The organism is Photobacterium piscicola (assembly GCF_900166965.1).
Classification (GTDB): Bacteria; Pseudomonadota; Gammaproteobacteria; order Enterobacterales; family Vibrionaceae; genus Photobacterium; species Photobacterium piscicola.
The window spans coordinates 18,362-34,978 of sequence record NZ_FUZI01000017.1 but is presented as its reverse complement, the minus strand read 5'-3'; the positions used below and the strand labels follow the sequence as shown (position 1 = coordinate 34,978).

General features: G+C 38.5%; 11 protein-coding genes and 5 tRNA genes. 11 read left to right on the top strand and 5 right to left on the bottom strand.

Annotated features, from left to right (window positions below):
- The first annotated feature begins 182 nt into the window (after positions 1 to 182).
- From CZ809_RS20060 to CZ809_RS20020, 9 genes are all read left to right on the top strand, one after another.
- Positions 183 to 259 (top strand) — tRNA-Arg (locus CZ809_RS20060).
- A gap of 36 nt (positions 260 to 295) precedes the next feature.
- Positions 296 to 371, top strand: a tRNA-His gene (locus CZ809_RS20055).
- Positions 372 to 532: 161 nt separating this feature from the next.
- Positions 533 to 609, top strand: a tRNA-Pro gene (locus CZ809_RS20050).
- 9 nt (positions 610 to 618) lie between these two features.
- Positions 619 to 694 (top strand) — tRNA-His (locus CZ809_RS20045).
- 52 nt (positions 695 to 746) lie between these two features.
- Positions 747 to 823, top strand: a tRNA-Pro gene (locus tag CZ809_RS20040).
- A 1,380-nt stretch (positions 824 to 2,203) separates the two neighbouring features.
- Positions 2,204 to 3,922: a dipeptide ABC transporter ATP-binding protein gene (locus CZ809_RS20035; protein ID WP_080159286.1), complete on the top strand. Its 1,719-nt coding sequence runs from the start codon at positions 2,204 to 2,206 to the stop codon at positions 3,920 to 3,922.
- A 68-nt stretch (positions 3,923 to 3,990) separates the two neighbouring features.
- A complete protein-coding gene (locus tag CZ809_RS20030) occupies positions 3,991 to 5,550 on the top strand; it encodes an ABC transporter substrate-binding protein (RefSeq protein WP_080159285.1) in 1,560 nt (519 codons plus the stop codon).
- A 91-nt stretch (positions 5,551 to 5,641) separates the two neighbouring features.
- Positions 5,642 to 6,619 (top strand): ABC transporter permease, encoded by a 978-nt coding sequence (locus CZ809_RS20025; RefSeq protein WP_080159284.1) that lies wholly within the window; start codon positions 5,642 to 5,644, stop codon positions 6,617 to 6,619.
- A gap of 3 nt (positions 6,620 to 6,622) precedes the next feature.
- Positions 6,623 to 7,564, top strand: a complete 942-nt coding sequence (locus CZ809_RS20020) for an ABC transporter permease (protein ID WP_080159283.1) — start codon at positions 6,623 to 6,625, stop codon at positions 7,562 to 7,564.
- 66 nt (positions 7,565 to 7,630) lie between these two features.
- Here the strand turns inward: CZ809_RS20020 and CZ809_RS20015 are convergent, their stop codons facing one another.
- Together CZ809_RS20015 and CZ809_RS20010 are read right to left on the bottom strand one after the other, a co-directional pair.
- Positions 7,631 to 9,037, bottom strand: coding sequence for a hypothetical protein (locus CZ809_RS20015; protein ID WP_080159282.1), 1,407 nt, complete (start codon positions 9,035 to 9,037; stop codon positions 7,631 to 7,633).
- A gap of 246 nt (positions 9,038 to 9,283) precedes the next feature.
- Positions 9,284 to 10,648 carry a YjiH family protein gene (locus CZ809_RS20010; RefSeq protein ID WP_080159281.1) on the bottom strand — a complete coding sequence of 455 codons (1,365 nt, stop codon included), beginning with the start codon at positions 10,646 to 10,648 and terminating at the stop codon, positions 9,284 to 9,286.
- Between the two features lie 531 nt (positions 10,649 to 11,179).
- Here CZ809_RS20010 and CZ809_RS20005 point away from each other — a divergent pair.
- Both CZ809_RS20005 and CZ809_RS20000 read left to right on the top strand, forming a co-directional pair.
- Positions 11,180 to 11,572 (top strand): hypothetical protein, encoded by a 393-nt coding sequence (locus CZ809_RS20005; protein ID WP_080159280.1) that lies wholly within the window; start codon positions 11,180 to 11,182, stop codon positions 11,570 to 11,572.
- Positions 11,573 to 11,778: 206 nt separating this feature from the next.
- Positions 11,779 to 12,369 (top strand): hypothetical protein, encoded by a 591-nt coding sequence (locus CZ809_RS20000; RefSeq protein WP_080159279.1) that lies wholly within the window; start codon positions 11,779 to 11,781, stop codon positions 12,367 to 12,369.
- 93 nt (positions 12,370 to 12,462) lie between these two features.
- On the opposite strand, the gene CZ809_RS19995 is transcribed toward CZ809_RS20000, so the two are convergent.
- The 3 genes from CZ809_RS19995 to CZ809_RS19985 all read right to left on the bottom strand — a co-directional run bounded on the left by CZ809_RS19995 (position 12,463) and on the right by CZ809_RS19985 (position 16,573).
- Entirely contained in the window at positions 12,463 to 13,908 is a 1,446-nt protein-coding gene (locus CZ809_RS19995; RefSeq protein ID WP_080159278.1) for an EAL domain-containing protein, read from the bottom strand.
- Positions 13,909 to 14,181: 273 nt separating this feature from the next.
- A complete protein-coding gene (gorA, locus tag CZ809_RS19990) occupies positions 14,182 to 15,537 on the bottom strand; it encodes a glutathione-disulfide reductase (protein ID WP_080159277.1) in 1,356 nt (451 codons plus the stop codon).
- Positions 15,538 to 15,733: 196 nt separating this feature from the next.
- Entirely contained in the window at positions 15,734 to 16,573 is an 840-nt protein-coding gene (locus CZ809_RS19985) for a 23S rRNA (adenine(2030)-N(6))-methyltransferase RlmJ (protein WP_080159276.1), read from the bottom strand.
- Between the last annotated feature and the right edge of the window lie 44 nt (positions 16,574 to 16,617).

Here is a 16,617-nt window from a genome sequence, read left to right as displayed (position 1 = left end):
ATAGATGTTACTCATTTGTAAGTATAGCAACTATAAGCAGTAATAAAGTCTAATCTAGCGCTAACCATGATACGAATCAGCATCGATTTGCTGATAAAATCAGCGAGCGGAAGAAAAATAAAAAAAAACACTTGCCGAGTTGCGTTCTGATCCGTAATATTCACCTCCGTCGATAGGGCAAGGCGCCCGTAGCTCAGCTGGATAGAGCGTTGGCCTCCGGAGCCAAAGGCCGAAGGTTCGAATCCTTTCGGGCGCACCATCATCCGGTCGTATTGGCAATGGTAAAAAAACATTGGTGGCTATAGCTCAGTTGGTAGAGTCCCGGATTGTGATTCCGGTTGTCGCGAGTTCAAGCCTCGTTAGCCACCCCATATTATAATGTGTTGATCACCCAGTCAGCATGTTGGCTTTTTAAAGCCCGCTTGTTTTACAAGCACACAGAATTTAGTCAGTGATAACGTAGTTTTATAGCGTATCTCAGGCTTCTAGGATTAGCGGACCAGAGGGTTTGTTTTCTTAGTAACGATTTAGTCGGTGAATAGCGCAGTTTGGTAGCGCATCTGGTTTGGGACCAGAGGGTCGGGGGTTCGAATCCCTCTTCACCGACCACTTACAATGGTGGCTATAGCTCAGTTGGTAGAGTCCCGGATTGTGATTCCGGTTGTCGCGAGTTCAAGCCTCGTTAGCCACCCCATTTTTAGGTTATCTTTTATTAGAGACCTTGGCCTTGTAAGCCTAAACATTGTCGGTGAATAGCGCAGTTTGGTAGCGCATCTGGTTTGGGACCAGAGGGTCGGGGGTTCGAATCCCTCTTCACCGACCACCATTAAGAAACCTGAATCGAAAGATTCAGGTTTTTTTTCGTCTGCAGAAAAGTATTGCTGATTTTCGTGTAGAAATGCAGAGGGTCGGGGGTTCACTGATATTAGAATCTAGCTCTTCACCGACCACCATTAAGAAACCTGAATCGAAAGATTCAGGTTTTTTTTCATCTGTAGAAAAGTAAATCTGTATCATTGGTTTAAAGCTAGAGGGGCGGGGGTTCACTGATATTAGAATCTTGGCTCTTCACCGACCACCATTAAGAAAACCGTATCGAAAGATACGGTTTTTTTTCGTCTGCAGAAAAGTATTGCTGATTTTCGTGTAGAAATGCAGAGGGTCGGGGGTTCACTGATATTAGAACCTAGCTCTTCACCGACCACCATTAAGAAACCTGAATCGAAAGATTCAGGTTTTTTTTCATCTGTAGAAAAGTAAATCTGTATCATTGGTTTAAAGCTAGAGGGGCGGGGGTTCCCGATATTAGAATCTTGGCTCTTCACCGACCACCATTAAGAAAACCTGAATTGAAAGATTCAGGTTTTTTTTCGTCGGTATAAAAGTATCGTTAATCTTTGTGTAGAAATGCCGAGGGTCGGGGATTCACTGATATTAGAATCTAGCTCTTCACCGACCACCATTAAGAAACCTGAATCGAAAGATTCAAGGTTTTTTTCATCTGTAGAAAATGGTAAAGAATGCAATTTGGTAGCGCATCTCTGAGTTTTGAGAAAATAGTTGGTCAGAGGGTGAGGGCTCCTGATATTGGATTTGAGTATCATTAAAAAATCGGAATGTTTGTGTTTTTATTAGCTCAAAATGACCAACAACTCAGTGAGGTTAGCAGGATTTGAATAGTAGCTATTTGAATTGTGTACTGCCCATTTTATCAAATGATGAGAAAACAGGGCGAATATGCTACGTAGGTGGGTGGCGTAAATTTTGCAACCGTTCGTTGTAATGGATATATCCACTGATATTTATATTTTTAATGGTTATTGTCGCTAGTTATTCTAATGAAAGCGATACTTTGTTTAATTAATGTTAATTTAGTTTTTTGTTGTTCTTGAAAATTTATTCATAAATGTATTTTTTAATGGTTATGATTGTTTGGATTATTATGTTGATGATAGAGCTATATTAGTTGCTATTCAGTGGGTTGTGGTTAATTTATTGTTTAGTGCTCTATTGTTTATATATGCGTTCATATAGGGTAAATATGCGAAATATATAAATGGTGATAGTTTTTTACTTTGTGTTGTTGCTTTTTTGTAATATTTTTGACAAATTGAAGTAAGGCATGCAATCAGACAATAGTATTGGCATGGAAAGGAATCAATTATTCAGATAGGCAGGATGCTGCCAGTAGTGGAGTCTGATAATGGCATTATTAGAAGTAAAAAATCTCCGTATAGAATACCCCTCACGATATGGCGTACATGCAGCGGTGAAATCACTGTCATTCACCATTGATCGTGGTGAAATTGTGGGTGTTGTTGGTGAGTCTGGTGCGGGTAAATCGACGGTGGGAAATGCTGTTATTGATTTATTAAGCCCTCCCGGGCAAATTGCTAGCGGTGAGGTGTTTTTAGATGGCACTAAAATATCAGGTTTAAGCGCGGATAAAATGCGCCAAGTTCGTGGATCAAAAATTGGTTTTATATTTCAAGATCCAATGACCTCATTAAATCCTTTATTCACGGTTGAGCAGCAATTAACTGAAACCATTGTGACTAATTTAAAAGTGTCACAATCTGATGCACTCAAGCGAGCTTTAGTGTTGATGGAACAGGTAGGTATTCCTGAGCCTCAGCTGCGAATTAAGCAATATCCTCATCAATTTTCTGGTGGTATGCGACAGCGCGTCGTGATTGCTATCGCGTTAGCCGGTGAACCCGACTTAATTATTGCTGATGAGCCGACCACTGCACTTGATGTATCAATTCAAGATCAAATATTAACCTTGATTCGTGACTTATGTGTGCAGAAAAATGTCGGCTGTATGTTGGTGACCCATGATATGGGAGTGGTTTCTAATGTTACCGATCGCGTTGCTGTTATGTATCGTGGTGACTTAGTTGAAATGGGGACCACTGAACAAGTATTGCAGCGGCCACAACATCCTTATACCCAAAGTTTAATTTCAGCTGTACCGCGTTCTGATATTAAGTTGAAGCGGTTTCCGCTAGTGACGTATATCGAAGATGTTAAGCAGACGCCGACGCTGGATGTTAAACAGCACTGGCTCGGGCAAAGCCAAGATCAACGCACCTATCAAGGCGCGTTGCTTGAGGTTGAAAATGTTAACTTACGCTTTATTACTAAAGATTCATTATTTGAAAGCCGACGTGAATATGTACAAGCCAATAATGATGTCAGCTTTCATATTGCAGAAGGTGAGACCTTTGGTTTAGTGGGAGAGTCTGGTTCGGGTAAATCCACTATTGCGCGTGTTATTGCCGGTTTATACCCACCAAATAGTGGCACGGTACGGTTTGAAGGTATTGATCTTACCGCATTAAAAAGTGAATCTGAACGTCGTCCTCTGCGTCGTCAAATGCAAATGGTATTCCAAAACCCTTATACATCAATGAATCCTAGAATGCGTATTTTTGACATTATTGCAGAGCCAATTCGATTCCATAAGTTAACTAAAAATGAATCGCAAACACGACAAATTGTGAATGACCTTTTAGATTATGTTGGCCTTGGCCGAGCTGCTGGCATTAAATATCCCCATGAATTTTCCGGTGGTCAGCGGCAGCGGATCTCAATTGCACGCGCCCTAGCTACTCGACCTCGATTATTAATTTGTGATGAACCAACATCAGCACTGGATGTTTCAGTACAAGCACAAATTCTAAACCTCTTAAAAGATCTTCAAGATGAGCTTAATTTGACGATGTTATTTATCAGTCACGATTTACCCGTGATCCGTCAAATGTGTGATCGTATTGGCGTGATGCAACAAGGAACCTTATTAGAAGTTGCACCAACAGAACAATTATTTACTGCACCACAACATCAATATAGTCAGCATTTGATTTCATTAATGCCTGAGTTTAAAGGACTAGAAATCAAACCTCAGCAACGCGCTTAATTTGTTGTTATGAGAGATAAATAAAATAAATACTGAGCGACGGCGCTTGGGCATAAAGGAGTTATGCAATGAAAACCATCAAGAATAAATTAGCGCTAGCATTGATTGCAGCAGGGTTAAGTTTTAGTGTGACAGCCGCAGATCTAAAGCTCGGTTACGCATCAGATCCGGTCTCACTTGATCCTCATGAGCAACTGTCTGGCGGCACATTACAGTTGTCACACATGGTGTTTGATCCTTTGGTTCGTTTTACTCAGAAAATGGATTTTGAACCTCGTCTAGCACAAAGTTGGCAACGTATTGATGCTAATACGTTTCGATTCACCTTACGCCAAGGGGTAAAATTTCACTCAGGTAATTCACTTACCGCAGATGATGTGATTTGGACCTTTAATCGCCTGCAAGCCTCACCTGATTTTAAAGCTATTTTTGAACCTTATTCTGAGATGAAAAAAGTCGATGACTATACCGTCGATATTATCTCTAAAGGCGCTTATCCATTGGTACTTCAAACTGCAACCTACATTTTCCCAATGGACAGTAAGTTTTATAGCGGTAAGACCGCAGACGGTAAAGATAAAGCGGAAGTGGCTAAACACGGTAATTCATTTGCTTCAACCCATATGTCGGGCACGGGTCCATTTATTGTTAGTGATCGTGAACAAGGGGTAAAAGTTGAATTTACTCGTTTTGCTGGCTATTGGGATACGGCCTCAAAAGGTAATGTTGACACTATTTCATTGTTACCTATTAAAGAAGATGCGACCCGTGTTGCCGCGTTACTTTCTGGTGGGGTTGATATGATTGACCATGTAGCGCCAAATGACCATCAACGTCTTAAAAGTGCTGAGGGGGTTGATTTAGTGACACTTCCTGGCACCCGTTTGATCTCATTTCAAATGAATCAAACCAGCAATGAAGCCCTAAAAGATGTTCGTGTTCGTCAAGCCATTGTGCATGCGATTAATAATGAAGGCATTGTTAAAAAAATCATGAAGGGATTTGCGACCGCAGCAGGACAACAAAGTCCAGCGGGTTATCAGGGTTACGATAGTGAATTAGTGCCTCGTTATGATGTTAAAAAAGCCAAGCAATTAATGAAACAAGCAGGATATGAAAAAGGCTTTACGCTCACCATGCTAGCGCCGAATAACCGTTATGTGAATGATGCTAAAATCGCTCAAGCAGCGGCGGCAATGCTGTCAAAAATTGGCATTAAGGTGGATTTGAAAACACTGCCTAAAGCACAATATTGGCCGGAGTTTGATAAGTGTGCTGCCGATATGATGATGATTGGTTGGCATGCTGATACTGAAGATTCTGCTAATTTAACCGAATTTTTGACCATGACGCGAAATGAGAAAACAGGTAAAGGTCAATATAACTGTGGTTTCTATTCTAATCCGGAAGTGGATAAGTTAGTGACAGCAGCCAATGTAGAAACTGATCCTGCTAAGCGAATTGCGATGCTTAAACAAATTGAGGTTACGCTTTATAACGATGCGGCATTTGTACCACTGCATTGGCAGAGTACCGCTTGGGGAGCACGTAATAATGTTCATGCAGGTGCGATCGTTAACTCAATGGAAATGCCATATTTTGGTGACCTTGTCGTCGATGAAAAATAATAATTAATGAGCAGTAAATAAAGCTAAGCATGAGTGCCGAGGCGGGTTTGCTTCGGCATTTTTTTCAGGATGAAATTAAAAGGGGCAGGGAATGTTTTCGTTTCTGGTCAAACGCCTGTTTCAGGCACTGATAGTGATGTTTGTGATCAGTCTGGTGGCATTTGCCATTCAGGATAACCTTGGCGATCCGTTACGAGAGCTCGTCGGGCAGTCGGTATCAGAAGCTGAACGGCAACAATTACGTGATGATTTAGGGCTTAACGATCCGTTTGTTACTAAATATAGTCGCTTTCTGGGGAATGCCGTTCAAGGTGATTTAGGTACTTCATATACTTTTAAGCGCCCTGCGATTGAGGTGATTTTAGATAAATTAGTCGCAACTTTTGAACTCGTATTTGGTGCGACGGTGATCATTATTTTAGTTTCGATTCCACTTGGCGTGTATTCCGCAATTCATCCGCGGAGTGTGTTTACTAAAGCTGTTATGGCATTCAGTAGTATTGGTATTTCAATACCGGTGTTCTTAACTGCCATTATGTTGATGTATGTTTTTTCGATTGAATTAGGCTGGTTACCCTCATTTGGTCGTGGCGAAACCGCGAATTATCTGGGTTGGGAATCAGGTTTCTTTACTATTGATGGTTTAAAACACTTAGTGCTGCCATGTGTGGCGTTAGCATCAATTATGTTGCCGTTGTTTATTCGCTTAGTGCGTTCGGAAATGCTGGAAGTTTTAAGTTCAGAATACATCAAATTTGCGAAGGCAAAGGGATTGCCGATGAACAAGGTTTATTACCAACATGCACTTAAAAATACCATGTTGCCAGTATTGACCGTGGGTGGCGTGCAGATTGGAACCATGATCGCTTACACCATTTTGACTGAAAGTGTATTTCAGTGGCCGGGAACCGGGCTGTTATTTTTAGATGCTATTAATCGAGTCGATACTCCACTGATTACCGCGTATGTGATTTTTGTAGGACTTATTTTTGTGGTCACCAATACTATTGTTGATCTTCTTTATGGGTTGGTTAATCCAACAGTAGATTTGACGGGCAAGGGAGCGTAAGTCATGGAGAGTATTAGCACCGTTGCACCAAGTCGTTGGCAGCGCTTTAAAGATTCCGATATTGTGTATTATTTTCTTAAAGATAAAGTGGCGATGGTGTGTTTTGCCATTTTTTTGAGCTTTGCTACTGCAGCGTTATTTGCGCCGTTTATTGCACCGACAAATCCTTATGATTTATCGACCATTGATATTATGGATTCTGAATTACCGCCAGCATGGATGGCAGATGGGGATGCTAATTTTAGCCTTGGTACTGATAATCAAGGTCGTGATATCTATTCGACTATTTTATATGGGATGCGTTTATCACTGACGATCGGCTTATTAGCAGTAGCGTTACAGCTCGTGCTAGGGGTGATTGTTGGTTTAACTGCGGGTTATTTTGGTGGACGAATTGATAGTTTATTAATGCGTGTTGCTGATGTGCAATTATCGTTTTCCACCATGATGGTAGCGATTATTGTATCTGCTATTTTTCGTACTGCATTAGGGGCTGAAACATACGCCCAATATGCGGTGATTATGTTAGTGGTGATTATCGGTTTTGCGGAATGGCCACAGTATGCACGAACGGTACGCGCCTCTGTTTTGGCAGAGAAAAGAAAAGAGTATGTTGAAGCAGCTAAGGTGATGGGCTTTCGAGCACCACGGATCATGTTCCGTCATATTTTGCCTAATTGTTTATCGCCGATTTTAGTAATTTCAACGGTACAGGTTGCTAACGCTATTATGTCGGAAGCGGCGCTATCATTTTTAGGCTTAGGTTTACCGGTGGATCAGCCATCGTTAGGCTCACTGATCAGTATTGGCTTTAACTATATTTTCTCTGGTTCATGGTGGATCACCGCCTTCCCTGGCATTGTATTAATTACTTTAGTATTAGTGATTAATTTGCTGGGTGATTGGCTACGGGATGTGTTTAATCCTAAGATTTATAAAGGCTAGCTTGGGTTTGCTATCTTGAGAATCAATGAATAAAGGCGACCGAGTGGTCGCCTTTTTATTTACCGATTATTCTTGTGCGTTAACCCATTTTTGAATGATAGTTTCTGCTTGTTCTTTGCTATCAATAAAGAGGTTAAATAGTTCAGAATCACGATTTAAATCTGAAACTAACATCAAACCATTACCGTTGGTGATAGGCATAACAGCCATATCTTTATCGCCTTTAGGGAAATCTAGGAATAGGATGTTGTGTGAACCAAAATCAGTCGTTACATCTTGTAGTTGCCAAGTGATATCAAAAGACTCACCGTTTTCTGAAATGGTAACCGTACCGATTCCGTTTTCAGCTAATGGTGAGAACTTCATTTCAGCCATCATTGGATCTGGGTTATGGGTGGCTGAATCATCACCAACGTAGAACCATGTTTTATTTTCAAATTGCTTCGAGGTCAGTTGCTTTGGTGTGAATGAGTCGTCTAGTTTTTCAGAAGTCCAAAATAGCAGGTCATTACCATCACCAGAAGCAACCGTTAGTGCTAGGTTGGGAGAGGTGAAAATGAACTCATCACCTTTTGAGCCATCTATTTCAATGAAATGGTTGCCTTGTACTTTGAATGGTTCTGTACCTGATGAATTCCCATCCTTATCGAACCACTCAGAACTACCATCTACTTTATATGTTGCTTTTTGAATACCTTCATCACTCATATAACCTTGATTCATACTACCTAGGAACCATGCATCTTTTGAGATTAGGTATGAATGTAAATCGCTGACTAGCTGTTGCTCTTCAATATTACCTGCTTCATCAATCACTACGCGTACATCGTTTAACTCATTTAGAGTGCCGCTATTTTCATGCTTTTCGATTGTTTTTTGAGCTGCAGTAACAACCTTAGTGATTTGCTCTTTATTAAGTAGAGTTAAGTCTTCAGGTAAAGCAGATGTTAGAGAACGAGCGATTAGGTGAGCTTTAATTGCTTCTGGATTTACCACTTTATCTACGACGTAATCACCGCTAATTGTTTTGCTATCAAGATTTAGTTGGCTTGCTAGTTCATCAAAAGAAATATTGTCATTGTGAGCTATTGTTGTAAATGGAGTAATAACATCCAGATTTTTTGATGCGCCCATGGTGTAACTGCTAGTAACATAGCCAATACTATCACTGTCTTGAGTTTTACCTACAATAGCTTTAGCAAGTAGAGGGTAAGCTGCGAGTTCTTTTGATATGGTTAGTTGTCCTTTTTCATTGGTAAAGCCAATGCTCTCACCGCTATCACATTGCTTATTGTTGTTTTTATCGGCGCAGACTTCAGCGTTTGTTAGGTAACCATCAATTACTGTGATGGTTTTCGTTTTTTCATTTGGAATTATAGATTCATTTGAATCAGAAGAGGAGTCACTGCCACAACCCGTTAAGGTTAGTGCTGCTAATAAAGAACCAGTTAGAAGAGAAAGCTTGAATTGCATTGATAAACCCTTGAATAAAATAGTAATTAATTTTTATAAATTTATAACGTGCGGATTTTATTGGAAATTACACAAAAAACAACGCAAAAAATAGCTTTCATCCTTGTGGTGAATATAATATTTATGGAACTGTGATCACACTTATATAATTGGCGTTTTAGTTATTCCTTGGTGGGATGTTGTGTGTGAAAATGAACAAAAAAAAGCGACCATAAGGTCGCTTTTTTAGATATTTAACTATTATATTTAGAAAATCAAATGTGCCATTAGCGCAATTACTGGCAGAGTGACTAAAGTACGTAGAATAAAGATCACAAATAATTCCCATGCTTTAACGGGAACTTTGCTACCAATAAGTAATGCGCCAATCTCTGACATATAAATCAATTGCGTCACTGACATCGCGGCAATGATAAAGCGGGTCATGTCACTTTGAATGGTCGATGCCAAAATTGATGGCAAGAACATATCGGCAAACCCGACCACGATGGTTTTTGATGCCGCTTCTGCTTCTGGAATATGCAGCAATTCAAGGAATGGAATAAATGGCATGCCGAGGTAATCAAAAATAGGGGTATTTTCAGCGATCACTAACGCCATCGTACCTATTGCCATAACAACAGGCAGTACACCAAATACCATATCAACGGCGTTTTTAAGTCCATCAACAACAATTACAGGTAAGCTTTTTACTTCCGCGGCTTTTTTTAGTGCTTGCTCAATCCCATAAGAGAAAATGTTATGACCTTCAGGTACGGTTTCATCATGTGATGATTCAGTGGTGCCATTAATATAGACATTTTTCTTACGTGATAATGGTGGTAAGCGCGGCACAATAATAGCAGCCACTAGTCCAGCCAAACATACGGTTAAGTAGAACGGGGCAAACATATGTTCTAAATTAACTTGAGCGATAACAACTAAGCTGAAAGTGATGGATACCGCTGAGAATGTAGTACCAATAACAGCAGCTTCACGCTGAGTGTACATACCTGATTCATATTGCTTGCTGGTCAGTAATACGCCAACAGAACCATCACCTAACCACGAAGCAATACAGTTAACGGATGAGCGACCTGGTAAACCAAAAATAGGGCGCATGATACGGGTAAATAGAGTGCCAAAGAATTCTAATAAGCCAAAATTAAGCAGTAGCGGTAGCAGTAAACCAGCAAAAATAAACACTGAAAATAATACGGGCAGTAAATTATTGAGTACTAAGCCACCAGTGGCATCGTTACGAAACATCACCGGGCCAATATTAAAGTAAGTCATTACTGCAAAGATAGCGCCAAGCTGTTGCACGATAAACCACATTAAAGACGGGTTCAATAAGCCATTGATGAAGCTGTTGCGAATTACAAATCCAGGCTTAAAGAGCTTGGTAATAATAGACATGATGGCAGTAAAACTGATCACGCCTGTCACAATCGATGTCAGTGAATTTTCAAAATGGCTTTGAATAGTTTTGGCTAATACGGCGATTGGGATCGTAATGTCACCATCAAAGTTGATCGGTGCCATAAATAAAAACACGCCAATTAATGATGGAATGATAAACATTAACCAATTATTGATACTTTTAGGTGGTGCTACTGCTTGTTGATGCATATTTGTCTATAACCTACTGGTAGAAACGGCCGAATTAATGGGGGTATCCCCGAGGTCTTGTGAGAATAACTATTCATTGTTATCCCATAAATAAGAATTCGAAGATTACCGTTTTTATTTAATAGATGGAATAGTCAGCAACTAAAAAATTGGTTATTTATGCGATTATTTGGGTTTTTTATTCGAGGTGGCAATTTTAAGACGTTATGTATGTAATACAGGTTTACTATCTACAAAAGATTTATTTGTCACATTTGAATGTAATTTTAAGTTAATTGTTACCATGTGGTAATAGTCTTTATATTTTTAAGCTATTGTTGATTTTAAGTGTTCAGTTAGACTTCATTCCATCAGAAAGCATTACTAAAGATGATGCTCAGTTAAATAAATAGTCGGTTGAATTTAGCTAATAATTTCAGACTCGACGCCATTCATTTTTGTGACACTCAAATCCAATAATAAATCGACTACCTGTACTCAATAAGATCACTGCATTGACTTTGGTCTTACTATAAAAATAAGGCACTACCCATGACAACATTAACAACGAAGCCCGGTATTACACTGATTAAATCAGGCTCTTTTAAATTAAATTATCTCAGTAAGTTACTTGAAGTTGAAGGCTTAAAAAGTGATATGGCAGAGGTTGCTGTAACCACGAACAGCAACGCATTAACGATGGGTCATTTCACCATGTCTCCAGGGGTTGAATTTGAATACTTTTACGATTCTGTTGAGTACAAGGTGATCACCAAAGGTAAGATTGTGGTTCGTGATGAAGTTGGTACTAAATATGTTGCTGAAGTTGGCGATGTTATTTTATTTAGCCCTGATGTTACGGTTATCTTTGATGCTGAAAGTGACGGTGAAGCTATTTATACTGCACATCGTCCTGCAGCAGCTGATTTTGCTCCGGCACAATAAAAACAGTATAAATTTAACCCCTGATATGTTGTTAGGGGTTGTTTAGATGGACATCGATGTTTAACCATTACTATTTGGTAACAGTGTTTTTGATTTTCATAGTATTGTTAATCAGAAGGTAATGGTTAAAATAAGATCATATTATAACGGCTTGTTAATTTCGTATAGACTGAAATGATTGAGCTAAAATAACGATGAGGTACACCATGGCAGCACATTCAAATCAGCAATTTCATGTAGGTCAGATCATTGATGAACACCCGTTTGTTGCTGGTGATGGCGCAGTGATTGAGATGTTCCGTAATGATATGAGTAATATCGTTTTTATTGGTTTAACTGGCATTACAGCTGAAGAGCAACAAATGATGGCAGAAGCTACCGCAGAATTTGGTTTAATGAAAACTGAAAATGGTGGTTGCTTGGTGGTATTTAAGTTGGCTGAACTTGCGTTTGATATTCAATTTAATGCTGCAGCGATTCCAAATGAATATTTTCAACAGCCAACCACATCAACATTAGCCTTATCGATGATGGCGTTAGATACTAGTAATAATGAGCTTAAAGTGATCCGTGAATTATTATTACCTGAAGCGGTTACTCAACAAATAATTGAAGTGATGAGCATTCAACGTGAGATTGAAGATCCAATGGCTGTCAATGCTGAAAATATGCATTTATTGAATACGGTTAGCACAGAAGAATTACTACAACAAATCACCTTAACCCCTATTCAAACTGTTATCGCACCAAGCTGTAGTTGTGGTCATAGCCATAATGATGGACATCATCATCATTAAGATGCAATCCTTAGTATAGATAAAAAACACCGCTTTTGAGCGGTGTTTTTATAAAAAGGTGTTTTTTGAAAAGGTTAATTTAATACAATCTCACTATTGGTATAAATGTGGCTCAGACTTTGTTCTTGATATAAATGTTTTTGAATCACATGGAGTAGAAAAATAAAATCCTTGGCATAAGTGAATATTGAATTTTTTTATTTTATTTAATTCTGATTCTGTTTCAATACCTTCAGCAACGATAGTAAGATTCAACGAATTACCTAATGTTGCTAGTGTCTCAAGCATATTACTTTTTGATACTGCAAATTTATCTGAAATGAAATATTTGTCTATTTTCATTATGTCAAAAGGTAATTCTTGAATGGTAAGTAAATTTGAATATCCAGTGCCAACGTCATCAATTGATAATAATATGGATTCTTTTTTTAATTTTTTCATTACAATATTAATTTCATCCAAATAAATAAAACTATTTTCGCTTTCTGTTAGTTCTATTATTATTTTATTTTTTATATTTGGGTTCTTTTTAATTAAAGTAATAACTTTTCGCATAAATTTGTCATCAAGAAGCATTGATACAGTAAAATTAAAGCTTAGCATGAAATCTTTATTTATATTGGCTTTATTTAGTGTGTTAAATGCTTCTCTTATTAAATTTAACGTAATGTTCTTTATATCATTGGTTTTTTCTAAATTAGTGATGAACTCAGCGGGCGGAACAATTATGCCATTATAATTCCAACGGCATAGGATTTCAGCTGAAACGAATTTTTGTTGCTTGGTTGAATAGATAGATTGAAAGTAAGGTATAAATTCACTGTTGTTAGCTGCTTTTTTTAGTCTTCGATATAACACTTTGTTACTATCAAAATATGATAATAATAGGGATGATATAATATTTACTAATAATAAAGATATAATGAAATTGAAAGATAAAACCATTAATAGTTTTTTAATGGTTAAGCCACTAATAATAATAGAGTGTAGATGTTTGGCATTATGTGTCAAACTATAATATAAAAGTCCGTTAGGTATTATTGAGTTTGAGTCAATAACTAAAAAATTAGTTAATATATTATGGCTTAAATTTTTTAATAATTTAGAATAGAAGTTTATTATATAATACCCAGAACCAAACTTAAAAATATAATTAGTTTTGGTTTTATTATAAGGGTCATCAAATAACTTAACCCCAACATTATTATGGATCATTTTTTTTATATATTCAGGAACTGGGTTATTAATGCCACTATTATTATAATGATATTTGTCATTATAAATGTAGGCAATATCCATTATCTCTGGATATTTTATTTCAATTTCTTCTAGAAAACGTTGGTTTTGTTCTTTGCTATTTAACTCTAAGTTACTTTCATGTTCAATGTGCAATTGAGGCTTATAGATAACGTTATCTAATAGTTGTATGATGTTATTTATTTGTTTCCGTTCTATATATCTAATTGTTATATGGCTAATTAATAATGATAATAAAGCGCTTAGTAATATAATTATAAAAAAGGAATATATTTTTTTCATTGTTATCTTTTTATGTAATGCATCGTGATGCTTATTAGTGCCATCTATTGTTGGGTGTATGCATTATATATATCAATAATTTTAAATAACAATAAATTAATTATATTTTAAACGGTGTGACCTTTTTAAGGACGGATAATAATTAAAAAAGAATATGGTGATGCTATAAAATTAATTGTTATGCTTATTTTAGTTAACATAAGCATAATTGTATTATGAGTAAAAAATAAAAAGGCCGATAATTCGACCTTTTTAATACTGTCAGAGATCTGACTATCTCATCGTAACAAATTCTTCCGAACCTGTTGGGTGGATAGCAACAACACTATCGAAATCAGCTTTAGTTGCGCCCATCTTAATTGCAACACCAAAGCCTTGAATCATTTCATCAACGGTATAACCAATACCATGTAGGCCAACAACTTTTTCATCATCACCCGCACACACTAATTTCATTTTACATGGCTGACGGTGGGTTGTGACCGCGGTGTACATTGCAGTAAAGCCTGATTGGTAGACTTTGACGTTGTCTTCACCGTATTGATCAATTGCTTCTTGAGTTGTTAGACCAATAGTACCAATTGGTGGGTGGCTAAATACCACTGTTGGTACCAGTTTGTAGTCCATCTTGGCTTCTGGCTTGTTATTAAACAAACGCTCAGATAATTGACGACCTGCTTTAACTGCAATTGGGGTTAGTTCGATACCGCCTTCCATGATGTCGCCAACACAGTAAATACCGTCAATATTGGTTTGTTGGTATTGATCAACTTTGATGTAACCACGAGTGTTGGTTTCAACACCTGCAGCTTGAAGGTTGATTTTGTCTGTGGTTGGGTGACGACCAATCGCCCAAATCAGTAAATCGGTGTTATGTGATTTACCGTCTTCAAAATGAAGTGTGATAGAACCATCGGCCTCTTTTACCACTTCTTTAGGAATTGAATGGGTGTGAAGGGTTGGACCTTCAGCTGCCATTACTTCCACTAAAGTATCAACAATCATTGGATCAAAGCTACGTAGTGGTGATTCTTTACGAACGAACAGATGGGTATCTGTGCCGAGTGCACTTAATACGCCCGCGATCTCAACTGCGATATAACCCGCACCTACAATTGCAGTACGTTTTGGTTGTGCTGTTAGTTCAAAGAAACCGTTTGAGTCAATACCGTGTTCTGCGCCAGGTACATTAGGAATTGTTGGTTCACCACCGACCGCAATTAAAATATGATCGGCAGTGTAATGTTCACCGTTAACAGCAATAGTTTTAGCATCAACAAAGGTCGCAAAGCCATTGATGACTTCAACGTTATTATTACCAAGTACATTGTCATATGAAGTATGAATGCGGCTGATGTAAGCTTCGCGGTTTTCAACCAGTTTAGCCCAGTTGAAATCTTTCACATCAACATTAAAGCCATAGTCTTTAGCGTAAAGGTGGATCGCTTCAGCGATTTGAGCGCCGTGCCACATTACTTTTTTGGGTACACAACCGACGTTAACGCAGGTGCCACCAAGGGCTTTTGCTTCAATTATTGCAACCTTAGCACCATACATTGCAGCGCGGTTTGCTGATGCAATACCGCCGCTACCACCACCGATACAGATGTAATCAAAATGCTTCGCCATGACTTTACTCCAATAGATGTTATGAATATTCACTGTCACCTAGTGTAATCAAGATTGGGCTGAGTGACGAGGATTTAAAATCGGAAAAATCGATTAGTATAATGTTTTACCATCGAAAATGATGATTGTCACGTGGGGAATGTAACAGCTACACCGCAATGCAGCTGTTTTTTAGGCAAAGTATTATCAGTGTAATTTACTCAGGCACGATCCATTCGATTTTATGATGACCATGATTGGGTGCAATGGCTTGTTGTAACCATGGCAGTATTTGCTCCATTTGACTGGCTAATTTCCATGGCGGGTTAATCACAATCATGCCTGAAGCTGTCATTCCGCGTTCTTCTGTGTCAGGTTCTACACCCAGCTCAATTTGAAGAATATTACGAATATTTAAGTCTTTCAAACCATTAATCATGCGATCAATAGTTTCACGATAAACCACAGGGTACCAAATAGCATAGGTGCCTGTTGCCCAACGTTGGTGGCTGTGTTTGATCGCTTTCACCACATCTTGGTATTCATGCTTGAGCTCATAAGGGGGATCAATCAACACCACCCCGCGACGTTCTTTAGGCGGTAAACTCGCTTTTAGACGAGCAAAAGCATCTTCTTGATACATTTTAACGCGACGATCACCGCGAAATTCTTGTAACAATAATGGGAAATCGCTTGGGTGTAACTCGGTTAATACCATGCGGTCTTGGTCGCGAATTTGAGCGCGAGCAACTTTGGGGGAACCAGGGTAATAACGTAATTCGTCAGTGTCATTAATGGCTTTAATGGCATCAATATAGGCGCCAATTTCAGTAGGAATATCATTGCGTGACCAAATTCGAGCGATACCTTGCTTAAACTCACCGGTTTTTTCGCTGCGCTCATCTTGAAGATCATAGCGACCAACACCTGAGTGAGTATCGTGATACACGAACGGTTTATCTTTCTGCTTGAGTGCATCCAGAATTAAGCTTTGAACAATGTGTTTAACCACATCTGCGTGGTTGCCAGCGTGAAAGCTGTGGCGATAACTCAGCATGAAATTAGTCTCTATCGGTATCTAAAGCAGGGATGCTAGTGACT